The 24,798-nt window shown below is 62.9% G+C and carries 21 protein-coding genes; 9 read left to right on the top strand and 12 right to left on the bottom strand.

Annotated elements, in window-relative coordinates:
* Nucleotides 1-104 precede the first annotated feature (104 nt).
* On the bottom strand, nt 105-1,235 hold the full coding sequence (locus tag PLANPX_RS23415; RefSeq protein ID WP_152101058.1) for a potassium channel family protein: 1,131 nt from the start codon (nt 1,233-1,235) through the stop codon (nt 105-107).
* Nucleotides 1,236-1,592: 357 nt separating this feature from the next.
* On the bottom strand, nt 1,593-2,600 hold the full coding sequence (locus tag PLANPX_RS23410; protein ID WP_152101057.1) for a zinc-dependent alcohol dehydrogenase family protein: 1,008 nt from the start codon (nt 2,598-2,600) through the stop codon (nt 1,593-1,595).
* Nucleotides 2,601-2,827: 227 nt separating this feature from the next.
* Here PLANPX_RS23410 and PLANPX_RS23405 point away from each other — a divergent pair, with 227 nt between their 5' ends.
* Together PLANPX_RS23405 and PLANPX_RS23400 are read left to right on the top strand one after the other, a co-directional pair.
* Nucleotides 2,828-5,521, top strand: coding sequence for an ATP-binding protein (locus PLANPX_RS23405; RefSeq protein ID WP_152101056.1), 2,694 nt, complete (start codon nt 2,828-2,830; stop codon nt 5,519-5,521).
* Between the two features lie 96 nt (nt 5,522-5,617).
* A complete protein-coding gene (locus tag PLANPX_RS23400; protein ID WP_152101055.1) occupies nt 5,618-6,097 on the top strand; it encodes a response regulator in 480 nt (159 codons plus the stop codon).
* 186 nt (nt 6,098-6,283) lie between these two features.
* Here PLANPX_RS23400 and PLANPX_RS23395 read toward each other — a convergent pair whose 3' ends face one another.
* The 3 genes from PLANPX_RS23395 to PLANPX_RS23385 form a co-directional block, all read right to left on the bottom strand.
* Nucleotides 6,284-6,748, bottom strand: coding sequence for a PA2169 family four-helix-bundle protein (locus PLANPX_RS23395; protein ID WP_152101054.1), 465 nt, complete (start codon nt 6,746-6,748; stop codon nt 6,284-6,286).
* Nucleotides 6,749-6,964: 216 nt separating this feature from the next.
* The gene (locus PLANPX_RS23390) at nt 6,965-7,663 is read right to left on the bottom strand and encodes a 2'-5' RNA ligase family protein (protein ID WP_152101053.1); all 699 of its coding nucleotides are present in this window, start codon (nt 7,661-7,663) and stop codon (nt 6,965-6,967) included.
* A gap of 238 nt (nt 7,664-7,901) precedes the next feature.
* A complete protein-coding gene (locus PLANPX_RS23385; RefSeq protein WP_172992278.1) occupies nt 7,902-8,588 on the bottom strand; it encodes a hypothetical protein in 687 nt (228 codons plus the stop codon).
* Nucleotides 8,589-8,813: 225 nt separating this feature from the next.
* Between PLANPX_RS23385 and PLANPX_RS23380 the strand changes: the two genes are divergently transcribed.
* Together PLANPX_RS23380 and hrpB are read left to right on the top strand one after the other, a co-directional pair.
* Entirely contained in the window at nt 8,814-9,560 is a 747-nt protein-coding gene (locus tag PLANPX_RS23380) for a 3-keto-disaccharide hydrolase (RefSeq protein ID WP_172992277.1), read from the top strand.
* Nucleotides 9,561-9,691: 131 nt separating this feature from the next.
* Nucleotides 9,692-12,247, top strand: a complete 2,556-nt coding sequence (hrpB, locus tag PLANPX_RS23375; RefSeq protein ID WP_152101050.1) for an ATP-dependent helicase HrpB — start codon at nt 9,692-9,694, stop codon at nt 12,245-12,247.
* A gap of 42 nt (nt 12,248-12,289) precedes the next feature.
* On the opposite strand, the gene PLANPX_RS27555 is transcribed toward hrpB, so the two are convergent.
* Together PLANPX_RS27555 and PLANPX_RS27550 are read right to left on the bottom strand one after the other, a co-directional pair.
* Nucleotides 12,290-12,718, bottom strand: coding sequence for a type II toxin-antitoxin system VapC family toxin (locus PLANPX_RS27555; protein ID WP_172992276.1), 429 nt, complete (start codon nt 12,716-12,718; stop codon nt 12,290-12,292).
* Nucleotides 12,715-12,933, bottom strand: coding sequence for a hypothetical protein (locus PLANPX_RS27550; RefSeq protein WP_172992275.1), 219 nt, complete (start codon nt 12,931-12,933; stop codon nt 12,715-12,717). The genes PLANPX_RS27555 and PLANPX_RS27550 overlap by 4 nt, the downstream gene beginning before the upstream one ends.
* Nucleotides 12,934-13,064: 131 nt before the next feature.
* On the opposite strand from PLANPX_RS27550, the gene PLANPX_RS23365 reads away from it, so the two are divergent.
* Both PLANPX_RS23365 and PLANPX_RS23360 read left to right on the top strand, forming a co-directional pair.
* Nucleotides 13,065-14,123, top strand: coding sequence for a DUF4105 domain-containing protein (locus PLANPX_RS23365; protein ID WP_152101048.1), 1,059 nt, complete (start codon nt 13,065-13,067; stop codon nt 14,121-14,123).
* Between the two features lie 177 nt (nt 14,124-14,300).
* Nucleotides 14,301-14,714, top strand: a complete 414-nt coding sequence (locus PLANPX_RS23360) for a DUF2892 domain-containing protein (protein ID WP_152101047.1) — start codon at nt 14,301-14,303, stop codon at nt 14,712-14,714.
* 181 nt (nt 14,715-14,895) lie between these two features.
* On the opposite strand, the gene PLANPX_RS23355 is transcribed toward PLANPX_RS23360, so the two are convergent.
* Entirely contained in the window at nt 14,896-15,483 is a 588-nt protein-coding gene (locus PLANPX_RS23355) for an HdeD family acid-resistance protein (protein ID WP_152101046.1), read from the bottom strand.
* A 377-nt stretch (nt 15,484-15,860) separates the two neighbouring features.
* Here PLANPX_RS23355 and PLANPX_RS23350 point away from each other — a divergent pair, with 377 nt between their 5' ends.
* On the top strand, nt 15,861-16,457 hold the full coding sequence (locus PLANPX_RS23350; RefSeq protein WP_152101045.1) for a histidine phosphatase family protein: 597 nt from the start codon (nt 15,861-15,863) through the stop codon (nt 16,455-16,457).
* Between the two features lie 151 nt (nt 16,458-16,608).
* Here PLANPX_RS23350 and PLANPX_RS23345 read toward each other — a convergent pair whose 3' ends face one another.
* Nucleotides 16,609-17,139 carry a hypothetical protein gene (locus tag PLANPX_RS23345; RefSeq protein ID WP_152101044.1) on the bottom strand — a complete coding sequence of 177 codons (531 nt, stop codon included), beginning with the start codon at nt 17,137-17,139 and terminating at the stop codon, nt 16,609-16,611.
* Between the two features lie 199 nt (nt 17,140-17,338).
* Nucleotides 17,339-17,563: a hypothetical protein gene (locus PLANPX_RS23340; RefSeq protein WP_152101043.1), complete on the bottom strand. Its 225-nt coding sequence runs from the start codon at nt 17,561-17,563 to the stop codon at nt 17,339-17,341.
* Nucleotides 17,564-17,756: 193 nt separating this feature from the next.
* On the opposite strand from PLANPX_RS23340, the gene clcA reads away from it, so the two are divergent.
* A complete protein-coding gene (clcA, locus tag PLANPX_RS23335; RefSeq protein WP_198421806.1) occupies nt 17,757-19,070 on the top strand; it encodes a H(+)/Cl(-) exchange transporter ClcA in 1,314 nt (437 codons plus the stop codon).
* On the opposite strand, the gene PLANPX_RS23330 is transcribed toward clcA, so the two are convergent.
* Complete coding sequence (locus PLANPX_RS23330; protein WP_152101042.1) at nt 19,034-21,718, bottom strand: PA14 domain-containing protein; 2,685 nt, start codon at nt 21,716-21,718, stop codon at nt 19,034-19,036. The genes clcA and PLANPX_RS23330 overlap by 37 nt on opposite strands.
* Before the next feature lie 3 nt (nt 21,719-21,721).
* Complete coding sequence (locus PLANPX_RS23325) at nt 21,722-22,882, bottom strand: LamG-like jellyroll fold domain-containing protein (RefSeq protein WP_172992273.1); 1,161 nt, start codon at nt 22,880-22,882, stop codon at nt 21,722-21,724.
* A 465-nt stretch (nt 22,883-23,347) separates the two neighbouring features.
* On the opposite strand from PLANPX_RS23325, the gene PLANPX_RS23320 reads away from it, so the two are divergent.
* Nucleotides 23,348-24,727, top strand: coding sequence for a hypothetical protein (locus PLANPX_RS23320; RefSeq protein ID WP_152101040.1), 1,380 nt, complete (start codon nt 23,348-23,350; stop codon nt 24,725-24,727).
* The last annotated feature ends 71 nt before the right edge of the window (nt 24,728-24,798 follow it).

The raw sequence follows: 24,798 nt of genomic DNA, 5'->3' as shown, positions 1-24,798 counted from the left end.
CCCCTGATCGGCGTTCAAGCGCAGAAACTTGAAAGGAGCTAGTAGCCGCGGGTCAACGACCCGCCGGAGCGACACCCACTTCGCGCTGCGCCTCAACGAGCCGCCTAACGAAAATGCTCGCTCGCCGCCGAGCTCTCCCCCGAGAGTTCATCCAAATGAGGCGCCCGAGTCGTCCAGGGGCTCGTTTGCCAATTGTCAGCAGTCGGCCGATCCGAAATGAACCGCGGCAAGTAGAGGCGGAAGTAGTCGGCCATCGCTTGGAGAAACGGCTCGTAGATCGCCTGTAGTTCGCGAAGCTGCGTGATTTGCTCGTCGCTGAGCGGTCGATGGGCGAGGCTAAAAGAGCGGCGCAGTTCTTCATCGGAAAGTCGTTCCACCCGCGGCTCGTGCGGCGGGAGTTGGAACACCAGGCACATGTCGACCGCCGCGTGGCGTGCCATCGCGAATGTCAGCCTTGCTCGCAATCGCGAACCTTCGAGGCCATGCACGAGCAGCAGCGAGGAAGCGTCGAGCACGAGCGCCAACGCGGCGAGCCATGATTGATTGTCGTGTTGCGAACGGTAGTAGCAAAGGACCGGGAACGACAGGTGGCTTTCGAGTAATTCCGCCGACCAGATTTCCCACTCGCCGAGGAAGCGATCGGTTTCGATCCGTTCACCCGTGGAGCCGAGGCGTCGCCACAGTTCGTACACCGTCGGCGGCGAACCGGCGCGGGCGTCGAGCAGCGTGATGTTGCGTTCGCGATTGGAGAAGGCTTGGTAAAGCACTGGCAGATAGCCAATCACCACGGCCATGAAGCCGAAGCCGATGCCCGCTTCCGAGACGGCGAGCAGCTTGCCGACATACGTCACGGGGGTGACGTCGCCGTAGCCGAGCGTGAAGAAGGTTTCGCCGCTGTGGTAAAGGCATTGGCGGAAGTCGCGATTCGACGGCGGCGTGAGCGTGTGGCCCAGCCAATGCAGCAGCGCGAAGCCGGTGACGATGAGCAGCATCCAGCAGATGAACAACCCGAACAGCGATAGCGGGCCGAAGATGCTGAGGAGGCTTTCGCGCGTACGACCCGTACGCGGCAGATCGCAGAGCCGGCGCCAAGCGGTCCAAGTGACGCGGAAGTAAACCCGCGCGATCCGCAACCGCCGCGTGACGCGCCGCGGCAGGACGAGCGTTTCAAACGCGTCGTACAGAGCGAGGAAGATCAGCGCGAGGCCAAAGCAAGTGCTGAGGTAGAACAGCATAGGCGCCAAGGTTGGAATGAAGCGAGGTAGCCGCGGGTCAACGACCCGCCGGAGCGAAACATTATCCGCGTCGCATTTTTAACCACGACGGCACGACGAACACAACGGAATTCTTAAGCAGCGAAGTAACCGCGAATCACGCGAATCATCGCAAATAGCCCCGACCTAGCTAGGTCGGGGCTGTTTTTTCTGCGAAGGGTAGTTTTCGCGAATAGGTTGAATCGCCAAGTTGCTCATTCACGCTGATTCGCGGACTCCTGTCTCCTCTGAATCCCGTCGTGCACTTCGTGCCTTTGTGGTTCGTTCTTCGTAGGAGCGCTCCGGCCGGTCGTTGACCGGCGGCTGCGAACTCAGCCCTCAGTATTTCAGCACAATCTTCCCGAAGTGCGAACCCGTTTCCATATGCCGCAACGCCTCGACGGCTTCGTCGAAGGGGAATGTCCGATCGATCACCGGCTTCAGCTGCGCCGTCGTGATCGCGGCATTGAGATGTTCGAACATCTCGCGCGAGCCGACGAAGATGCCTTGCAGCGCGAGCGTCTTCATCAGCAGGAACATCGGGTTCACGCCTTCGCCTTGGGCGAGGACGCCGATGACGCCGATCTTGCCGGCGATGCGTGCCGAGGCGATCGACTTACTAATGGTGCCGGCGCCGCCGACTTCGACGACGTGGTCGACGCCGACGCCGTCGGTGAGGCGGAGGACTTCTTTCTCCCAGGCGGGATGCGTTTTGTAGTTGATCGTTTCGTCGGCACCTAGCGCGCGGACACGCTCCAACTTCTCGTCGCTGCTACTGGTGGAAATAACGCGGGCGCCATGCAGCTTCGCGAGCTGCAGCGCAAACATCGAGACGCCGCCGGTGCCAAGCGTGAGGACCGTCTCGCCCGCTTTGAGATTGCCGAAGACGACAAGTGAGTTCCAGACCGTGACCGCGGCGCAGGGGAGCGTGGCGGCTTCTTCAAACGAGAGGTAGTCGGGGATGCGAACGAGCGATTGTTCGTGGAACGCGCCGATCTCGCGGAGGACGCCGGGGAGGTCGCCGCCGCCGAGGGTGGTGCCGGCCTTCGCGGCGTTGTAGGGACCTTCAAGCCAGCCTTGGGTGAAGATCGGGCAGACGCGATCGCCAGTTTTCCAGCGCGTCACCTCGCTGCCAACGGCGACCACTTCGCCGGCGCCATCGGAGAGGGGAATGGTCGGGAATTTCGCTTTGGGGTTGTAAACGCCCCAGGCAAAGAGCAAATCGCGGTAGTTGAGCGAGGCTGCGCGAAACCGCACCGCGACCTCGTAGGGGCCGGGCTGGGGCTCGGGGAGGTCGACCCGTTTCAGGCCATCGAGGCTGAAAGATTCGTATTGGAAGGCCTTCATCGTCCGTTTCTCGGCGGTGATGGGTGAGGTGGGAGAGGGGCGCTGTCCCTCGTTTTCGGAAGCGGCGAGCCCATTGTAGCGTTCGGATTGCGCAAAAGTTCTCTAGTGGATAACCGCCAAATATACGAAAACTGGCCGCTACGGTCCCGCCAAAATCGTGTCGTCTTGCCGAGTCGTCGACCAGCGCCGCAGCTTCGTTTGGTCGATCTTCCTTCATCGATCTCGCCATGAAGCCGCTTCGACGTTACTCGCCGGTGGAATGGAGCGCTCTTGTCGTCGCCGCGCTGGCGATGTCGCTCGGCGCGACGATGATGATCGCCTGGCTGGCAGGCTATGCCGATCTGCTGCGGTTGGCCAATCCAGGGCCGACGTTGCGATTCAATACGGCGGTGATGTTCGCGTTGAGCGGCGCCGCGCTTTTCTGCAGCGTGACGCAACGGCGGCAGTCGGCGAACTGGCTAGCGGGAGCGGCGCTGGCGTTCAGCGCGCTGCACTTCGTCGAAGTCGCCAGCGGGGCGTCCGTTGGCATGGAGACGCTGCTGCACGAGCCGAGCGAGGCGTTGATCAAGCGCGTCGGCGGCGGCCGGATGGCGTTGGGGGTGGCGCTCTGCTTCATGTTGCTAAGCATGGCGATCTTGGCGCGAAACTTTCCGCGGTTCGACGTCGCCGCGGCTTCGCTGGCAGGGATCGTCGTCTGCATGCTGGCGCTTGTGGCGTTGAGTCGCTACGTCATGGGGACTGATTTGCGCGTCGGCTGGCAACTTACCACCGGCATGGCGCTGACGACGGCGGTCGGCTTGTTTTTGTTAGGAAGCGTCGTCGTGGCGATGGCTTATCGGGAAGCGGCGGCGGCCGGATCGTCGTGGCTCGCTTATCCGGCGTCGTTCGCACTAGCGGCGGCCAGCGTGCTCGTGTGGCGGGAATTGGTCGACAACGAAACGCTGCAACTGCGACGGGCGACGGCTGTGGCGGCGGCGGGCTTGCGAATGCAAGTTCGCGAACAACTTCAGTCGCGGCTGCAGGCGATCGATCGTTTCGCCGATCGCTGGGGAGTGCTCGATCGACCGCAACAGCGGAAAGATGCGCGGCGGTTGCTCGAAGACTTCGGCGGCATCGTGGCGATCAACTGGATTAACCCCGAGTTGAGGATCGCCTGGGTTTGCGCCGCCGCCAACGAGCGCGACGACGTCTTCGGCAAAGTGCTGCCGCCGGGGCCGCGGCATGACGCGGTTGTGCGCTCGCGAGAGACCGGGCAGTTTGCGTTCACGCCCGTGCTGACGCTGATGCACGGCGAATCGGGGTTCATCGGCTACTTGCCGACCATCGACGAAGCGGGCCAAGTGACCGGCTACATCGCGGCGGTGTTTCGTATCGACACGATCCTGGGGGGCCTGGCCGCCGACCGCCGGCACGACGCCTTTAGCTTCAGCGTCGAGCAAGGCGAGCAAACCATTTTCGCCAGCGCCGACGAAGCGACGGTAGATCCCGCTGTCGTGGAATCGACCGTGCTCAAGCTCCGCGGACTCGGTTGGCGCTTCAAGGTTTGGCCTACGCCGGAAACCGAGGCGCTCCACTACTCGAAGACGCCTGATCTCGCGCTGGCTAAGGGCTTGCTGAGCGCATTGTTGCTGGCAGCGGCGATCAACATGCGTCAGCGGGCGTCGCGGCAAACGGCGGAGGCGGAACGGGCGGCGGCGGCTCTGCGAGACAGCGAACAGCGCTTCGATCTCGCCGTAGGCGCGTCGCAAGACGGGATTTGGGAATGGCGCACGGATCAAGCCGGCTTCTTCGCCTCGGCGCGCTACCGTGAGATTTTTGGCTTCCCGGCCGACGACGAGAAGCTGAACGTTGAAGAGTGGTTCACGCGCGTCCACTCCAGCGACGTGGCCGAGGTGCGGGCGGCGATTGACGCCCACTGCCAAGACCGCGTGCCGTACGACGTCACCCTGCGTTACCTCACGCTGCACAATCGGTGGATTTGGGTGCGGATTCGCGGGCAGGCGGCGTGGGACGCGGCGGGAAGACCCTACCGGATGGCCGGGTCGGCGAGCGACATCACGGAGGAGCGTGAGTCGAAGAAGCAACTGCTAGCGCATGTCGAGGCCATTGCCGGTTCGAATCGAGCCCTCGCCGAGATGGCGGAGGCGGCGCAGGCCGCGGCGATGGCGAAGGCGACGTTCCTGCGCAACATGAGCCATGAATTGCGGACGCCGCTGAATTCGATCATCGGCTTTTCCACCGGCCTGCTGCGGCACGTTGGCGCTCATGGCCTCGATGATCATCAGCGCGATCGCATCGAGCGGATCGCGGCGAGCGGACGGCACCTGCTGGCGCTCGTCAACAACGTGCTCGATCTCGCGAAGGCCGAGGCGCGTGAGCAAGCGCTGATGATGGAGCCCGTCGACGTTGCGGAACTGTTCGACGAGCTGATTGCGATGACCGAGCCGTTGTTGCAGAAGCGGCCTGGCGTGGAATTTACCGTCGTCGTGCCGGACGATTTGGGGACGCCGCTGCTCGACCGGACGAAGCTGAAGCAAGTGCTGCTCAATTTGTTGGCCAATGCGGTGAAGTTCACCGATGCCGGCGTCATCACGCTTGCGGCGCGATCCGACGAGGAGAACTGGATCTTCGCGGTGTCGGATACGGGCATCGGCATTCCGCCGCAGGATCAGAGTCGCATCTTCGAGAACTTCGAGCAGGTCCATTCCTCGGGACGTCACGCTGAGGGGACCGGACTCGGGCTCGCGATTTGTGCGACGTTCGCGTCGGCGATGCAGGGCGAGATTACGCTCGATAGCCAACCGGGCGCGGGCAGCACGTTCGCGCTGGTCGTGCCGCGAACGATCGAACTTGAGGAAGAACCTGAACCGCCTGCGTTGCAGCCGACGCTCAGTACCGAGCAGGCCGCTGCCGATGCTTGAACCAACTAACTACGAATCGACCGCTCGCACTGACGACGTTTTCCACCACCGGCAAGCCCACGAAGCCAGCCTGCAACCGCCTGTTTGAGCTAAGTGATGAAGACTGTACTGCTCATTGAAGACAACGACGACAACACCCTACTGATTGAAGACATCTTCGCGTTTGAAGGGGTTGCTGCGCAGTTGGTGTCGTTTCCATCGGCCGAGGAAGCGCTGGAATTTGCGGCGCACAGTCCGCCGGATCTCATCCTGATGGATATCGGGCTGCCGGGAATGAATGGCTTGGAAGCGACGCGGCGGTTGCGCGCCCACCCGGCGACGTGCAACACGCCCATCTGGGCCGTGACGGCGCGGGCCATGAAGGAAGACGAGGAAGCCGCCCGTCGCGCAGGCTGCGACTTTTACATCACGAAGCCGTTCGACCAAGAGGATTTCGGCTACATGGTGAAGTTCGTCGTAGCATCGACGATCAGCGACAATCATACGACGCCGCCTCAAGTGATTCCGCCGCACTTTTCGCAAGAGCGGCGTGAGGCGTCGAATGACGGCGACAGTTCAGGACGCCGGCCGCGCTGACCTGCGGGCTATGCGTTTTGTAGCGGCAATGCGTACCGGCTAACTATTTCTATTTCGCAACGCGATAGCCGAGGGCGACTCGATAGCAGGTTGAGTCACCCTCGGCGCACGATGATTTAGCTTGGCCGAAGCGACGGTCTCATCTTCCGCCGCTTCGGCTCATGCCGCATGCGAGGGCGAAGGGTCCTACGCATGGGCGTAGGCGTTTCGCAGGTCGCGAACTTTGTCGTGGCCTGCCTTCACCTTCGCATACTGTCGAGTCAGCACGTCGTTGACGGCCGAGCCAGCCGTCTCTTTCAGCACGTCTTCGTACATTTCTTTGATGGCGTCTTCGCCGCGCTCGGCTTCGTTGAGGATGACGCTTGCGTCGCCGCCGTTGATGGCGGCGCGGACGTCAATCCACGCCCGATGAACAGTGGCGGCGAACGAGCCGTCGTCTTGCGGCTTCTCGCCGTTGTAATTCACGATTTGTTGAAGCTCGCTTGTATTCGTACGACGTTCATCGCCCAGCTGTTTGAAGAGCGCTGCGAGTTGCTTGTCTTTCAATTTGTCGGCGACTTCGCAGAAGCCCTTTTGGCTATCGATGTTGATCTGAATCAGGTCTTGGACCTTCTCGATCGTTTGTTCGCGGAGGTTATGTTTAGTTTCCATCGCTGCTCACTCCTGTCACTTAACTATGGCTTGTCTCGTGCTGGCGTCCTGCATTCTAGGAGAGCGAACCTTATGCCGAAACTGCAGGCAGACCGGTAGCCTGGCTCTGCCAAGTCGTGACGGGCTCGCAGGTTGCAGCGATTTACCGCGGCTTCGGCAGCGCTGGACAAGTGCTTGCGGCGCGGACGAGCGAAGAGCGCCCATCGGACGAGTTGCTTACTTAGCGACCGGCTTGTCGTCTGGCGACCAGAGTTCCACGGCGGCCGTGCCGTAGTTGCCGAGGTGGTAGACGCTGGCCCCCGTGACGCGGAATGTGAACGTGGGGAAGGGCGCCGCGATCAGCCGCTTGACGAACGGCGTCTTGCCGAGGCCGACGGTTACGTGCGGGTTGAAGTTCTTCCCGCTCCGCTCGGGGACGTAGCCGTTGACGTAGTCGACGATCGACGGAGCGATGGGGGCTTTGTCGGCGGAGGGTACGAATGCGTCGGCGGCGCCTTTGACGGCGAACGGTTCCACCGCGGCGATGATGCGGTCCTGCAAGTCGCGGAGCTCGCTCGTCGGCTCGATGACGATGCCGGCGAGACCGAGTTCGCCGACAGGGAGCGAGTAGTAGCCGGTCGCTTCGAGTTCGATCGCGGTCGGTTTGGCAGAGGCGAAGACGCTTTCGAGTTCCGCCTCAATCTGTGCGAGGTCGTCCCGCCGCACGAAGCGCTGAATCATCGAGATATGGGGCGTGTGGAGTTTGTCGAGCGAGAAGCCGGCGGGGTAATCGCCGCGGAGTTCTTCGTTCGCCTTCGCGGCGGCGGCGAGCATCGTTCGGTCAGGGTGGAGCAGGACGTCGATGGCGACGACGGCCGGCAGCGGTTGCGGCTCGGCGGCAGGGGCTCGCAGTGAAAATAGAACGGCGTTCGCCACGAAGATCGTTGAGATAGTTCCGAGAGAATAACGAACGTAGTTTGGCAAAAGCTTGTTCAAGCGAGCGTCCCACTATTCTAAATGTTGTGGCTCCCTCCCCCTTGAGGGGAGGGCTGGGGAGGGGGTGGAATCTTGGTACACGCTGCCGTCACCCCTCCCTAACCCTCCCCCTCAAGGGGAGGGGACCTCATGGGTAAGTTTTTCGAAATGGAAACCGACCCCCGGGCGGAGCCCGGGGCTAGTACCCGTAATGCGCCGCGGCATGCAGCTTGGCTTGTTCTGCCTGATCGAGCTCCTCGATGTGCACTGGATCGAACGCATGGTCGCGGGTGAGATGCTCCCAAAACGTCATGCCGCTAACATCGGCTTCGGGGACTTCGATCGTTTTGAGCCAGATCTTCAGTTCGTCGGCGTGCAAGCTGCGGAGCCACTTGCTCGGCGGTCGGCCGTGGCGAGCGCGGCGCTTTTCGCTCGGCTCGTGTTCTTCGTGATCGTCGGACGGGGCGGGGGGCGCGACGTCGGCAGATTTCGTCGCCGCGTCTGTTGGCTCGGCGCCGTCTTCTAGCTTTTCGCCAGCGGCGATTGCTTCTTCAGCTTTGAGCGTCGGCTTGTGGCGCAGCACCTCGGCTGGAACGAGTTCATAAGCCAGGTAGCCGTCGTTCGCGGGCGCCGGTTCGCCCGTCTCCATGCGGATCGGCGTCGTGACGCCGCTGAGCCGCCACGCGCCGTCGACGAATGTTTCGCGTTCGAACCATCGCCAGACGCCGTTGTCGGCAAGCCGCCAATGGGTCGGCAGCGTCGTCGAGGGCTTGGCGCCATCGCGCATCATGGCGGCGGCGAGTTCGTCGAGGCCGTAGACTCGCAGTCGATCGGCGATGGTGAACAGGCCGAAGCTGAACCAGAACGTGAAGGCGCGGCGATTCATGGCGGGAGCGTGCGGGCGGGGCTGGCAGGGGCGACGCGAGCCGCGTCGAATCGCGCCGCAGCGAACTGCGGCGGATTACGCAATTTTAGGTTTGGCTCGGGCGCCGAGATGGTCGAAAGTTGCCGGCAAATCCGTCATAATCGGCGTTCTTCTGCTCGGCTCCGCCATCATGGCGGGGCGTGGCACGTCACGAGTCGGCTCCGGCCGCCAAGCAAAGGGCTTCTCATGTTGCAATTTCGTTCACTGCTTGCCGGGTGCGCCTGGCTGCTGCTGGTGATCTCGGCCGGGCGTGCGGACGATTCGACCGCGCAGGGGTGGATCGAACTGATCGACGGACCGGCGCTCGACGCTTGGCAAAGCGAACGGAGCGGTTGGACGATCGTCGGCGATGCAAAGCAAGACGCTAAGCAGCCGCGGCGGCTCGTCACGCAGCCAGGCGAGGGGGTGCTCGTCAGCGACGGCGACGGGGTGAACTTTCACACGAAGCAACCGTTCAAAGACGTGCAGCTGGAGTGCGAATTCATGATTCCCGAGCGCTCGAACGCTGGGGTGAAGCTCAACGGGTTGTATGAGATTCAGATTCGCGACACGGCGGCGATGAAGGAACTCACGGGCGACATGTGTGGCGGCGTTTATCCGCGGGCGAAGCTCGGCCCGCCATACGCGCACATCGACGAAGGAATCGCGCCGAGCGAGAACGCCGCCAAGTCGGCCGGCGAGTGGCAGACGCTGACGCTGACGTTTTACTCGCCGCGGTTTGACGCCGCCGGCAAGAAGGTGACGAACGCGCGGTTCGAGAACGTCGTGCTCAACGGCAAGCAAGTTCACGAGCAGGTCGATCTCAAACATCCGACCGGGGCCGCTTGGAATCTGGAACCTGAAGTCGCCGAGGGCGGATTAATGCTGCAAGGCGACCACGGGCCGGTGGCGTTTCGGAAGATTAGGGTGAAGGAGTTGGGGGGAAAGAGGTGAGTGAGGAGGGAAAAGAGTGAGTATGTGTTTAGGTGAGTAGGTGGAACCTTCGATCACTTACTCACCTAAGCATCTGCCCCACTGATAGCGTTCGCTTGTTGAATTGTCCTCCGCTTCGATTCGTCCACCCCATGCCCGACTCCCCCTTTGTTGACTGGCTGGCCGAGTTGCCGGTCGCGAGCGCGTTGCCGCGGATCGTCGAGGCGTCGCGGGGCGGAGCCGTCGTCGTGACGGCGCCGCCAGGTTCAGGCAAGACGATGCTCGTGCCGGCGGCGGTGCTTGATGATCTGCCGGCGGGGCAAAAGGTAGCGCTCATTCAGCCGCGGCGATTGGCGGCGCGGGCGGTCGCTCGGCAAATCGCGCGGCTTCGCGGCAGCCGCGTCGGCGGCGAGGTTGGCTATCTCGTTCGCTTCGACGCCTGCGTCAGTCGCGAAACGCGGCTCGTCGTCGAGACGACCGGTATCATGCTGCGGCGGTTGCTTGATGATATTTCGCTCGAGGGGATCGGCGCCGTCGTGCTCGACGAATTCCACGAGCGGACGATCGAGATGGATCTCGTGCTGGGGCTGCTGTTGCGTGTGCGACAAACGCTGCGGCCCGATCTGCGGATCGTCGTGATGAGTGCGACGCTCGCCGCCGAGCCGGTGGCAAAGCTGCTCGGCGATTGCCCGATCGTGCATGCCGAGGGGCGGCGGTTCCCGGTAAGCGTCCGCTACCAACGCCGCGGCGAGCAGCGCGAACTGCCCGACCTCGTCGCGGCTACCGTGCCCGAAGCGCTACGCGATACCGACGGCCATCTGCTCGTGTTCCTGCCGGGCGTAGGCGAGATCATGCGCTGCGAGGCGGCGCTCGCGTCGCTGGCGGATCGGCAAGGTTTTGCGCTACTCAAGTTGTTCGGCGATTTGCCGCCGGAGGAGCAAGATCGGGCGCTGCTCGACACGGGGCAGCGGAAGATTATCCTCTCGACGAACGTTGCTGAAACGTCGCTGACCATTCCGGGCGTGACGGCGGTGATCGATTCTGGGCAAGTGCGTCAATTGCGCGTCGCGCCGGCGACCGGGCTGCCGCGACTCGAACTGACGCCGATCTCGCAAGCTTCGGCCGAGCAGCGGGCGGGCCGCGCGGGGCGGACGGCGCCGGGCGTTTGCTGGCGGTTGTGGGAAGAGGCGTCGCATCGGCATCGCCCTGAGGCCGACATTCCCGAGGCGCTTCGCAGTGATCTCGCCGAGCCGCTGTTGCAGTTGCTCGTGTTGGGGGAGAGCGAAGAGTTTCCATGGCTCGATCCGCCGCCGAGCGAAGCGTTGGAGAACGCACGGCGATTGTTGCATATGCTCGGGGCGATCGATGCGGAGAATCGCGTGACGCCGCTCGGTAAGGAACTCTCCCGCTTGCCGGCGCATCCACGCTTGGGGCGGTTGCTGCTCGCTGGAGCACATCACGGCGTGCTGCGTGAAACGTCGATCGCGGCGGCCCTCCTTTCCGAACGCGATCCGTTTCGCACGGCCGACCAAGGGCGGCGCGGGCCGCGCGATCACCAGTCGGTGCGAACGCGGTCGGACGTGGTCGATCGCGTCGTGGCGTTGCAGGCATTCCACGGCGGGATGCGGCTCGCCGATCCGGCACTGGAACTTCACCATGGCGGCGCTCGCAATGTGCTCCGTTCGGCGGAGCAGCTTTACCGGCTCGTCGACAGGGAACTCGCGCCACGCAGCGAAACGCCCGAGTTGAGTTTGATGCAGGCGCTGCTCGAAGCGTTTCCCGACCGGCTCGCGAAGCTCCGCGGCGGGACGCAAGATCGGGCGACGATGGTCGGCGGCCGCGGCGTGCGGCTCGACGGCGGCTCGCGTGTGCGGGGCGAGACGCTGCTGCTGGCGATTGACCTCAACGACGCTGGCGGCGAAGCGCGGGCGCGATCAGCGTCCGCCGTCGAGCGAGAGTGGTTGCCGGAAGAACTGCTGGAGACTCGCGACGAGCTGTTTTACAACCCGACGCGCGGCCAAGTCGAAGCCCGCTCGCGAACCTACTGGAGCGATCTGCTGCTCGAAGAGACGCCGGTGGCGATCAGCGATCGCGTGGCGGCCGGCGAGATATTGGCGCGAGAAGCGCGTCCGCAGCTCGATCGATTTCTGCCGCCATCCGATTCCGCGGCAGGGAGTTTTCTTGCGAGGGTTCGCTGGCTGGCGGAATCGCTACCTGAGTTGGAATTGCCGCGGTTCGATGCCGAAGAACTCGCGGCGATGTTGCCGGAAGTTTGCATTGGCTTGCGGTCGCTCGACGATATTCGCACGGCGGATTGGCTCTCGCGGCTGCAGCAAGAAGTTGGCTACGAGCGGATTGCCGAGATCGAACGCCTGGCGCCGCGGGAGTTTGAACTCACCAACGGCAATCGGCATCCGCTGACCTACGAGCCAGGCCGACCGCCGATGTTGGCGGTGAAAATTCAGGAACTCTTTGGCGTGCGCGAAACGCCCCGCATCGGCGGTGGCCGCGTTGCCGTGCTGCTGCACTTGCTCGGTCCGAATCGCCGCCCGCAACAGGTGACGGCCGACCTCGCGAGCTTTTGGGCAAACACTTACCCCGAGGTGAAGAAAGAGCTGCGGCGGCGCTACCCGAAGCATGCGTGGCCCGACGATCCTCTGGCGGTGCAAGCGACGCGGTCGGGGTTGAAGAGGGATATGAAGGAGTGAAGTGAGTAGGGTAGGCGGGTTTAAATTATCGCTCTTCGCCTACTAATCGAGAATTGTGAACCCCAAGTTCACATGCGCAAAATGGGCGTCGCCGGTGAAGACATCGGTGACGCCCATTTCCTTCATGACTGCCATCGAGGCGAGATCGACGAACGAGATACGCGGTTTGTCGGCGAATTGCTGACGTAAACGCCAAGCGGCACGAAATCGATCCGGCGTGATTGGCTCCAGCCTGTAAACGTTGTCGTCGCAACATTTCAGTACGACCGCGAAGAATCGCTCCGCTTCGGCGGCCGGGAGCGACCGGTACAATTGCGTGGCGAGTTCGCTGAGGACGTAATCGCTTGTCAGATAAGATCGACCATCCGTCATCAATGCGGCGTGACGTCGTTTAGCGGCTTCATGAAACTGGTCCTTCCGCATGGCAAGCGCCAGCCAGGCCCAGGTATCGACGAAGACCAGATTGCTCATGGCGTGCCGTAAAGATAGTCGTCGTGTTTTGCAGATACGTCGCCGGCGGCGGGGCCTTCGCCGATTCCAATCACTGCGGCGAGTGGGTCGTTCGCAACGGTGGAGGGAGCTTCCAGATGAATGTTGATCTGCACTTCCGTTCCATCCGGCACAGGAAGCGGCTGCTGCAACTGCAGCGAACCGCCCGCGTAAATTGCCTGAGTTTTGATCGTCATCGGAACCTGCTCCTGATGGAATAGTCACGCCGCCAACAGCATTATACCATCTAGAACATCGGTCGAGCGGCCGTGAGATCGCCGCGGAAATCGCATGATCGCTTCCTGGGACTAACAGAAATTGGGTTCGCATGGCATTCGTCCGAAAGACCTTCGCGTGGTGCGGGCGGTTCGCTTGCGGGTTCGGCTGGTGGTTCCTCGGCATTTGGTCGGCGCTGGCGATTTACTTCACCGGGCCGGGATCAAAATGGTTCACGGGCGCGCTGGCGGCGGCGGTGGTCGCGCTCTTCTGGTTCGCGCGACGCGAGCCGTTGCGACTGTGGCAATGGTTTCGCAAGAGTTGGCCGGAGAAGCGGCTGACGAGCGCAGCGCTCGTTGCGGCGGCGGCCATTGCAATCTACTACTTCGGCTTCGTCACGCCCGATACGAACGTCGAATGGTCGCCGGAGCAGGCGCGGCATCCGATCGTCGAGATCGACGGCGACAAGATTCACGTCCAGAACGTGCGGAATTTTACTTGGCGCTCGCGAACCGATTTCACGCCCGGGTTCTACGACCGAACGTACGATCTCTCGAAACTGAACTCGATGTACTACGTCGTGGCGCCGATGCCGGGGCTCGATGCGGTGGCGCATGTGTTCGTTTGTTTCGGTTTCTCCGATGGGCAGACGGTGGCCGTGTCGGTGGAAGGACGGCGGCGATTGGGGCAGCCGTACCAGTTGATTCCGTCGATGTTCCGCCAACTGCAACTGATGTACGTCGTCGGCGATGAACGCGACGTCGTGGGTCTGCGCGGCAAGATTTGGAAAACGCCAGTCTTCTTTTACCCGGCGCGGGCGACGCCGGAACGGATGCAGGCGATTTTCAAGTCGATGATGGAAGGGGCTCATCAACTCGAGGAGAAGCCGGAGTTCTACAACCTCATCTGGAACAACTGCATGACGCGGATACTGATGCACCTGCGGCGACTCGGCGGGCATTCGCTGCCGCACGATTTGCAGGTGCTGCTGACAGGGCTCTCTGATCGCACGGCGTTCAACCTGGGGTACATCGACACCGACCTGACGTTCGAACAAGCCCGCCGGGCGTTCCGCGTCGACCCGTGGATGGAGACGACGCCGCTCGATGAAACGTTTGGAGAGCGGCTGCGGGAGACGATTCGGCGGCAGGAGGCGGAGGAGCGGAAATAGTCAGTGGTCCGTTGTCAGTGGTCAGTTGCTGCTGGCGAGGGGGCAGGCTGCCTTTCCATGTTTCGTATTTAGCAACTGACAACTGACCACGGACAACTGACAACCCGTCCCTTGGCATGCCGCTTGCTCCGAAAATCTGGCTGATCTCCTCCACCTTCAGTCAGCGGGAGCCAAGCCATGATCCCCTCCACCGTAGACCGCGTGCCGCAGCAGACGGCGGCCCATGTGAATGAGCAGATTCGGCGGCAAACGGACGCTAGCATCGCCCGGACGATGACGGCGGGGCCGGCGGCGATTCGCGAGCGGTTGGCAGAGCTCGATCGCGAGTGGGACATCGAGCGGCTGCTCGAGACGAACGCCTCAACGGCCATCTTGGTCGGTTCGGCGCTAGGGGCGTTTGTCGACAAGCGATTTTTCGCCGTGCCGGCGGTGATCGCAGCGTTTCTGTTGCAGCATGCGATTCAGGGTTGGTGCCCGCCGCTGCCGGTGCTGCGGCGACTCGGCGTGCGGACGGCGGATGAAATCAATCGCGAACGCGAGGCGCTGAAGCGGGCGCTGGAGCATGATCGCATGGGGCGGCGGGCTTCTTGAGCGCTAGTGTCCGTTGTCCGTGGTCAGTTGTTGCTGGCGAGAGAGTAGGCTGCCTTCAAGTGTTTTCGCATTTAGCAACTGACAACTGACCACGGACAACTGACAAATCAAAAAACAACGGCCGGCAGCGCACGTCGCGCTGCCGGCCGTTTGATTTTCAATCTTCGGCGAACTCTTCCGCTTACTTCACGTCACGCGGCTTCAGAGCGAGCGAGAGCATGATCCAGGCCCAGCCGTTGAAGATCATTTCGATGCCGATGAACAGGCCGATGACCCACAGGCCCGATTCGGGCCAGCCTTTGTAGATCAACATGCCGAGCATCAGGGTGACGGCGCCGTTGAGCAGCACCCAACCCCAACCGGTGAATTGTTCGCTGAGGGCGAAGACGATGCGGAGGATGCCGCTGATCACGAGGAAGAACGCCAGCAGCAGCGTCAGCTGTTCGGCGCTTTGCAGCGGCGTGTCGACGATCATGATGCCGACGACGGTGTAGAGGATGCCGATGAGCAAGTGGATGAGCGTGCCGCTCCACTTGCCGGCCCAGAAGGCGCTGATGATTTCGGCAATGCCGCCGGCGATCATCAAGAAGCCGAAGGCGACGACGGCGACGACGGTGGTCAGCACCGAGCAGCCGAGCGAGATCGTGCCGAGGACGACCATGCCGATGCCGAGGGCGAGGAACCACTTCCAATGATGGCGAAGCGTTTCGACTTCAGCGGCGATGACGGTGCGGAACGGGCCGGGGACGTTGGCGGTGGGGCTGTCCATAGTTCTTCTCGCGATTCGGGTGACGAAAGTGAATTGGGCGTGCGTCGGCACGCGTAGATTGTGCGGCCAATGACGAAGGAACCGTTGCGTCCGCTTCGACCGGAAAGGCTAGGTTACGAATTGCGACTCGTCAAAGGGGGCTCAAAAAGCGGCCAAACGGTGGAAATGACTGGTTCTGGGGGCTACAACGTGCTTTCACCGCAAGCCGCCATGAGTTGGAGAATGAATAGTCTCACGCAAAGGCGCAAAGGCGCAAAGAACGCAAGCGAACGATTTGGTATTTCCCTTTGCGCCTTTGCGCCTTTGCGTGAGATATTACTGAACGCAGCCAGCTGAGAGGGTGTGCTCGCGAGCAAGAGACCATTGGAAGGACAAGCATGAGTGCGAAGTTGCCGATCATTTACCTTGCTCGTCACGGCCAGACGGCGTGGAGCAAGTCGGGGCAGCATACGGGGCTGACCGACATTCCGCTGTTGCTGGAGGGGGAATACGACGCCGAACGATTGGGCGCGCGGTTGCAAAAGCTGGAGTTCGCGGCGGTGTGGACGAGTCCGCTCGTGCGGGCGTCGCGGACGTGCGAGTTGGCCGGCTTTGGCGGCGTGGCGACGGTTGATCGCGATCTCGTCGAGTGGGACTACGGCGAGTACGAGGGGCTGAAGAATGCCGAGATCGTCGCGCGGCAACCGGGCTGGCGGATCTATCGCGATGGTTGCCCCGGGGGGGAATCGACGGAGCAAGTGGCGGCTCGCGCGGATCGCGTGCTGGAGCGGGCTCGCGCGGCAGGGGGCAACGTGCTGCTATTTTCGAGCGGGCACTTCACGCGGATGCTCGGGGCGCGGTGGATCGGACTGCCGCCGCAGCATGCGGAGTTGTTCACGCTTGCGACGGCGAGCTTGAGTGCGCTCGGATACGAGCACAATGTGAACGAGCCGGTCATTCAGTTGTGGAATGACGTTTCGCACTATGAAGAGTGAGGGGAAAGTAAAAGAAAGAGATTTCAACACAGAGAGCACAGAGGACACAGAGAAAGAACCAAGTAAGAGGGCAATTTTGCAACTTAGTTCCCTTTTGCATTCCTCTGTGATCTCTGTGTCCTCTGTGTTGAAAATCTTCCTGTCTTTAACTTTACTTTGCGACGACGTTTACCTGATACGTCTGATCGACCGGATCGCCACCGCCGTTGGGGGTGTACTTCACGTTGATTGCCGCCTTGCCGGGGGCGAGCGTCTTGAACAAGAACCACGTGTAACCGCCGCCCATCATCGGCTGGCCGGCGTTGTTCGTGCGAATGCCGCGGACCTTGCCGAACGATTGCGCTGCCTCGGCCGGCGTGACGGTTGGCTCGGCGACTTCGGTCGGGTGACTTTGCGTGTCGGGGACTTCGACGATCACCAGCCCGCCAGCGTTGATTTCTTGCGGCTCCGTGGCGAGGGCTTCGTCTTTCTTTTCGACCCGCTTCAAGATGATCACACGGCCATCGACCGCCGGCACGGCCGTGTTGGCGTTTTGCTCGATGAGGCCTTCGGCGACTTCGGCCGCAGCCCCGACGGCGCGGCGGATTTTCTCGCGGCGTTCGTTCGTTTCTTGTGCGATCAGCGTGCTGGCGGCGACGGCGGTGACGAGCAGACCGAGGGCAGCGGAGCGGTAAGCGTTCATGGAATATCCTCCGAAGAGCGTTGGAATGGTGGAGAGAGAGTTCGCGGGAGCGATCGAGAAGTATAGCTGGTAGCCGGCAATTGGCTGCGTAACGTCAAACAGTTCAACGAAAAACTTGCGGTAGCTTAGACAATAAAAGCGGATGCGTCCGAGAAAGGTCGCCGAGGAGGCCCAACCTCCGTGCCGGGCCGCCTCGACGTCAGTTGGGCGGAGGCGCGTCGTCGATGGCGAGGTGCGGGATGTCAGACGATGCGTGGTTCGGTTTTTTTCCCCAGTCGTCAGGAATTCGCGCGGCCGTTTGGGGGTCAGGGTGTTGGTTGAGCGATCGCTGGGCCTGTGAAAGCGTCTGCTTCAGCTTCAGCCGTAACTGCTCGTTGGCAGCGAGAATTCGCTCGGTTCGCTTAAACAGTTCGGCCAAATCCATCGTTCTGCTCCGTTGCCGCTTTCCCGGACGGAGGTTCCGCAACCGGCGTGCCGTTAGCGCCGGCTGGCAGTAGACCGCGATCGGCGAGCCTTCGCCTACGCTCCCCGGCGGCAGAACGGGGCGGAGCGGCACAACTCGGGTAACCGCGGCGGCGACGATTTGCTATCTTCTCGCATCGCCACAGGACACTCTTTTGCCGCCGCCGCTGAAATCCGCCGACTCGACTGAATCTAGCGCCGCGACCGCGGGGCTCGCGCCGCTGGCTGCGTTGTCGCTGGTCGTGGGGAGCGCCTCGGGATTGATGGGCGCGCTGTTTCGCCGATCGCTCGAATGGGCCGACCGCCAGCGGAACGCGCTTGCCGATTGGGCCCAAGCCGAGGAGTGGCTGGGGCTTGCGGTGCTCGTGGTCGCCGGCGCGGCGGCGACGGGACTGGCGGCGTGGCTCGTGCGGCGGTTCTCGCCCGAGGCGTCGGGAAGCGGCATCCCTCATGTGGAAGCGGTGCTGAACAAGCGGAAGCCGCAGGCGCCGCTCCGTTTAATCCCAGTAAAATTCATCGGCGGCGTGCTCGCCATCGGCGCGGGGCTCGCGCTCGGCCGCGAAGGGCCGACGGTGCAAATGGGGGCGAGCATCGCCCACTTCATCGGTCGCGTCGGCCGTCGCAACGTTGACGATTGCTTGACGCTGCTCGCGGCGGGCGCAGGGGCCGGATTGGCGACGGCGTTCAACGCTCCGATCGCCGGCGCTGTGTTTGTCATCGAGGAGCTGTTGCGGCGATTTGAAACGCGATCGTCGATCGCGACGCTCGGCGCTTCCGCGAGTGCGATTGCCGTGAGCCGGCTCATTTTAGGGCAGGGGCCGGACTTTACCTTGCACGATCCGCGCTACCCCGGCACGGGGGCGATCTTCTTCTTCCTGGGGTTAGGGCTGATCACCGGCATCGCGGGCGTCGCTTATTGCCGCGCGATTTTAGGGTCGCTCACGTTCGGCGCGAAGCTGACGCGCGTGCCCGTCGAACTGCAAGCGGCGGCGATTGGCGCGTCGGTCGGCGCGCTGGCATGGTTCGCCCCCAATTGGGTCGGTGGCGGCGAAGCCCTCACTGAGCAAACGCTCACGACGACGTTCCCGGTCGGATTGCTCTTTGGAATGCTTGTCGTGCGGTTTGTGCTGGGGCCGGTGTCGTACGCGGCCCGCACGCCGGGCGGGCTGTTCGCGCCGATGCTCGCCGTCGGCACGCAAATCGGCGTCATCTACGGGATGATTGTCGGCGGCTGGTTCCCGACGATCGAATCGCACCCCGCCTCGGCCGGCGTCGTCGGCATGGCGTCGTTCTTTACGGCGGTGGTGCGAGCGCCGCTCACCGGCATCGTGCTGGTGATCGAGATGACTGGCAATTTTACGTTGCTGCTGCCGATGCTCTCCGCCTGCTTTGGGGCGATGCTCGCGGCGACGGTGTTGCGCGAGCCGCCGATTTACGACTCGCTGGCGGACCACAAGTCGGGGAAGTGAAGCGAGTCGGCGGGCTCCGGCGGGGCGTCCGGCGCTTCTGCATTTTGCTCTGGGGAGGCTGGCGCGTGGTGGGCGTGCCGGCGTCGCTTGTCGTCGGTGGGATTTGGCTCGATGGAGTGCGAAGCGTGAACAGCCGAATCGCCGCGCTGTCGAATGGACTCTTCGACATTTGCCTGCGGCGTCGAATTTTTGCTCTCAAGTGTTTGCAGCGATAGTGCTGGGCCGTATGCGTTGGCGGCGAATGCTGAGTCGATGAGTTCATCGCCAGAGAGTCGGGCTGTGTGCGGCGCGGGATTTGGCGGAGTGAAGGTTGGGGTTTCGGCGATGATTGCCGCTGGCGTTGAAGCTGCGCTGCTTGCCGGGACCGTTGAAGCGGTCGACGCCACCGCCACCGTTGCCGTCGCTTGGGCGCCGTAGTTCCGCTGCCAATACAAAAAGTCGGCGCCGTCGACGATGCCGTTGCCGTCCGCGTCGGCCGAGATGCCGGGCGTGATCGTTTGGCCGAACGAACCTTTGAACACCGCAAGATCGGCGGCGTTCGTGATGCCGCTCGCATCAAAGTCGCCGGCGACGAAGGGCCGTTCAGGATCGACGTAGCCGGAGGGGACGACGACCGGCGTCGTCTTCGGAATCGGCGTGCCGAAGTTCGGCGTGCCGTCGGCATTGAAGGTGAACTGCTGAATGAGAATGTCGCGGTCGTCTTGCCAGTTGTTCGGATCGTGGTGGGCGTGGTAGACGATCCAGTCTTCGGTTCCATCAGGCGACTTCACGAACGATGCATGCCCGGTGCCGACGATGTCGCCCGCTTGTTTGAAGACGGGCGTCGGCGACTTCACCCACGAGCTGGCGCTCATGATCGGCCCGACGCCGTTGTAGGTGATCCGGCCGAGCGCGTACTCGTCCCGCCAGTAGCCGCTGCCGGAGTAGATGATGTGGAGCTTCCCCTCATGGATGAGGACTTGCGGCCCCTCGTTGATCGGCAGGCCAAAACGCTCCCAGTTGTAGGTCGGCACGGAGAGCACCGCTCGCTCGCCGCTGATCGTCCAGGCGTTCGACATCTCGGCGATGTAGAGATTCTGCTGCCCGTCGACCGTGCCGGGCCAACCCGACCAGATGAAGTAGAGCTTGTCGGCCCACTGCAGCACGGTGCCGTCGATGGCGAAGCGATCGGTCGTCGCCGCGAGTTGCCCCTTGTAGACAAACGCCCCAAATGGATCGGCGGCGTCGCGTTCGAGGACGTGCATCCGATGCGTGGAGTTATTAACGCCATCGGAAGCGGTGACGTAGATGTACCACTTGCCGTTGATGTGATGGAGCTCGGGCGCCCAGATTTGGCCGGAGTAATTCGTGCCGGCGGGCGCCGTCCACACCTTCTTGCTGACGCTCGCCGGGTCGCTCGGATGGATGTCTTCGAGATGCTCGGCCCGATCGATCCAGACGCCGTTGCCGGCCGAGCGGACATGCAGGTATTGCCCCTCCCACTGGATGACGAACGGATCTTGGCCGGGGCCGAGCGGATTAGTCGCGGTGAGTTGCGCGGGCTTCGCGGCGCTTAGATGGTCGGCGGCAACCGCTTCAAACGCGCCGTTCGTTTGTCGGTCGCTTTGCCACGCCAGTTCGATCTCCGCTTGCCCGGTCACGTCCCCGTACTCGATGCGGATCTCGTACCACTTGCCCGCTTCGAGTTGCTTAGCGCCGAGATCGACGGCGACGGGATGGGGCGTCCAGTTGTCGATCAGCAGTTCGTTGCCGATCCAGAGCCGTACGCGCTCGTCGCTCGTGATGCGAAACTGATAGGCGTCGCTGAAGTCGGGCCTCACGAAGCCGGTCCAAGTGACTCCAAAGCCGTCGGCCGGAATACCGACGATTGGCGTCCCGGTTCCCCAATCGAAGTCGATCGTTTGGTCGACGCGCTCGATCACATTCCCGGACGAGTCGGCGTAGGCGCCGAGCAGTCCCGACGGGCTCGCGTAGAGTTGCGACGCCGGAATATTTTGTCGCGTTTGGCTGGGGCTCGACCACTGTAGCCGGAATGTCGAGTTGCCGGCGACGTTGAAGTACTCGACCTGAATGTCGTACTGCTGGCCGGCTTGCAGCGCGATGGCGCCCGACTCGAGTCGCGAGCCTTGGACGTTCCAGTCGTCGATCAGCAGTTGGCCGTCGACCCACACGCGGACGCCGTCGTCGCTGACGGTGTGAAAGGTGTAAGTGTCGGTACTCGTCGCCTCGACTCGCCCGAACCAACGTGCGCTGAACGCCGTGGGATCGACGCCCGGCGCTGGCGGAGTCGTCCCCCACACAAAGTTGGGTTGCTCCACGCGCTCGAAGGCGAGTCCGGTGAGATTTTCGTTGTGGAAGTATTGCGCGGTGAGCCCGGAGCCCGAGAGGACTTGCCGTGTTTCGAGCGATTCGAATCGCAACGAACGACAGGCGGAGCGGAGTGCGGCGGCGCGACGGGCAGGGGGGATCATGATTCCCTTACGATAGACCGCCGCTCCCGCGCGGACAAACGATCGGCGGGAGCGGCGGTGCGGTTGGCCGTAGAGGACAGCGAGCGGAACGGCATCAAAGCCACCGGCTCCGCCGGTGGACGTAGTTCGTTTCAGTTCGCCGGTACATCGTCCACCGGCGGAGCCGGTGGCTTTCATCCACTAGCTTCGGCGGCGGGCGGCGAGGGCCATCACGCCAATGCCCATAGCGCCGAGGGCCAGCGTCGCCGGTTCGGGGACGGCGCTCACGTTCGGCGCGCCGCCGAACTGGGCTTTCCAAATCGCCAGGTCGGCTGCGTCGACCGTGCCGTTGCCGTTCGCGTCGCCGGTGGTCGGCGTGCCCGACGGGCCAAAGCCGCGCTGCCAGATGAGGAAGTCGGCGCCGTTGACGACGCCGTTGCCGTCGAAGTCGGCGTCGGCCGCCGGAGCGGGGACGAATAGGAACTGATCAGGCGTCAGCACGGCGTCGCTAATGCGAACCTCGTCGATCTTCGCGTTGGCCCAGTCGGTGACGTTGTTGTCAAACATGCCGCGGCCGATCGTATACGAGGTATTGCCGAAGACGATTACCTCGCCGAGGCCGTTCGCGAAACTGCCGCCAGTGATCGAATCTTTGAGGACGTAATTGCCCGTTTCTCCGGCGACCCACAGTTGCGCATCAGTCGCGTTGAGCGTGAAGGCGACATGGTTCCATTCGCCCGCCACGACCGTTTCGTGCGTCGCGAGGTTGTGGATGACGCCGTTGCCGTCGATCCATTCGACGAAGAGTTGATTGAGCACGCCGCCGGGGAAGTCGTCGCCGCGGACGAGGAATTTCAGCGGCGGGACGGGACTATCGAGCGGCTTGCCATCTTTACCGAACAGGGCCTGGTAGCCGCCGACGGCGTTCATGTTGAACGCGAGCTCGTAAGTGACGGTGCTGAAGTACTGCTCTTGGACGGGCTTGCCGGCCGTGTAGTTGTCATCGTTCTGGCCGCCGCCGTCGTCAGTTCCTTGCGAGGGATTCGGCCCGAAGTCGAGCGACAGCAAGTTGGGGGCGCCGCTGCGGAGGGCGAGCGGCGACACGTCGGTCGTGTACGTCGCCGCCGTAAAGGGCGCGGCTGCCGACGAGAAGGTTTGCATGTGGTTGCCGTTGCCCGAAGCGTCGAGCACCGTGTTCGGGCCATCGGGGACGCGCTGGCCGGCGACCCCTTCTTCATGCCGCCAGTAGGCGACTTCGGCGGCGCTGGCCGAGAGCGGAGCGATCGCGCTGGCGGCGACAACCACCGCATAGAGCAGGCGGCGGGAGAGCGAATGGTTCAAACGGTAAGTGGTGAATGACATGAAGAGTCTCCTACGAATGGTGACAATCAAGGCCTGCCTCGCGACACGATCGTGGTTTGCGTCGACGATAGCACGCGGATTGGAACTGGTAGGTTGGTGTGCGCATCTCATGCGCGAAGACGCTGCGCGTCGTACGCAGCGCGAACTGGGGACGCGACGAGGGATGAGGGCCGCCTCATGATTCGTCGCGTGGGCCGGGCAGTTGTGCGAAATCACCACCACGGCGTCGTGCAGTCTATCAGAATCGCCGCTGGCTGGCTAAGCGGACAAGGAGAATGGTTGTCATGAGTGGCGTGAAATGCTGTTTTTTGGCTGCCGAAAAGAGCTCGCTGTTGCGCCGGATTCGGTCGTGCTCGGGGTTACAATGGCCGCATGTCGAAGAAACAGCCAGCAGTCACCGGCGAGGCGATAGCGGTTATGAAAACGGCGGCAAGACGCTGTGGGGCGATGCGTTTAACGGGGGGAATGCTTGCGTTATTGGTCGCGAAGGCTGCGATAGCAGCGGCGCCATGTCGCATCGAAGTCGTCGACAAAGAAAACGGCTGGCCGGTACCGCTCGTCGAATTGCGGACGACGAGCGACATCGTCCTGGTGACCGACAATGCCGGACTGATCGCGGTTGACCAGCCCGATCTGCTCGGCCGTGAGATTTGGTTCGGCGTCGCGGGCCATGGCTACGGCGTACGGCCCGACGGGTTCGGCTCGCGCGGCGTCCGCGTGACGCCGAAGGCCGGCGAGACGATTCGCATCGAGGTTGAGCGGTCGATTATCGCCAAGCGACTCGGGCGGCTCACCGGCGGCGGCATCTTTGCTGAGAGCCAGCAGCTTGGCGAACGTCGCGATTGGAAAGAGTCGGGCGTCTTCGGGTGCGATACGGTGCAAGTCGCGAATCATCGCGGGCGGCGGTTCTGGCTGTGGGGCGACACCGATTTACCGTTCTACCCGCTGGGGGTGTTTGATAGTACGAGTGCCACCACTTCGCTCAGACCGCTGAAGCGGTTCGAGCCGCCGATCGCGCTGGAGTACGACTACTTCCGCAACGAGAAAGGCGTGCCACGCGGCGTCGCCAATTTTCCGGGCGACGGGCCGACGTGGATCGGCGGTTACGTGAGCCTGCCCGACGGCGACCGGCCGCCGAAGCTCGTCGCGACGTACCTGAAGATCAAGCCGCCGCTCGATGCGTACGAAGCGGGCGTTTGCGTTTGGGATGATGATGCGGAGCGATTCGAGCCGCTCCGCAAAGTTTGGACGAAGAGCGACGCGACCCCCGAGCGGCCGCTGATGCCCGACGGGCATCCCGCGTTCTGGCGCGACGAGGCCGGGAAAGAATGGCTGCTGTTCGGCAATCCGCTGCCGAACTTCCGCTGCCCGGCGACGTTTGCCGGTTGGAAAGACGCCGCGCAGTGGGAGCGACTCGAACCGCAACGCTCGATCAAGTCGATCGACGGCGCCGACGTGACGCCCCACACCGGTTCGATCGCGTGGAACGAATTCCGCGGCCGCTGGGTGACCATCTTCATGGAGCGTTTCGGCAAGCCTTCCGCCTTCGGCGAAGTGTGGTACGCCGAGGCCGACGCCCCGACCGGCCCCTGGGGCCCCGCGGCGAAGGTGCTGTCGCACGACAACTACACGTTCTATAACCCGCGACTCCATGCCGAACTGACCGACGCGAAGTCGCCGGTGCTGCTGTTCGAAGGGACCTACACGACGCTCTTCGCCGACCACCCGCAGCCGACGCCGCGGTACGAGTACAACCAGATGTTGTATCGGCTTGATTTGGACGACCCGCGGCTGGCGGGAACTCGCGGAAATAGTGCAAAAGAAACCGCCGATGAACGGAAATAGACGCAGATAAAAATCATCTGCGTGCATCGGCGGTTTCGAACAACTCGCCTGAAGAGTTTGCTCTCGAAATC

Source organism: Lacipirellula parvula, assembly GCF_009177095.1.
Taxonomy (GTDB): domain Bacteria; phylum Planctomycetota; class Planctomycetia; order Pirellulales; family Lacipirellulaceae; genus Lacipirellula; species Lacipirellula parvula.
This window is presented reverse-complemented; position numbering and strand designations above follow the sequence as displayed.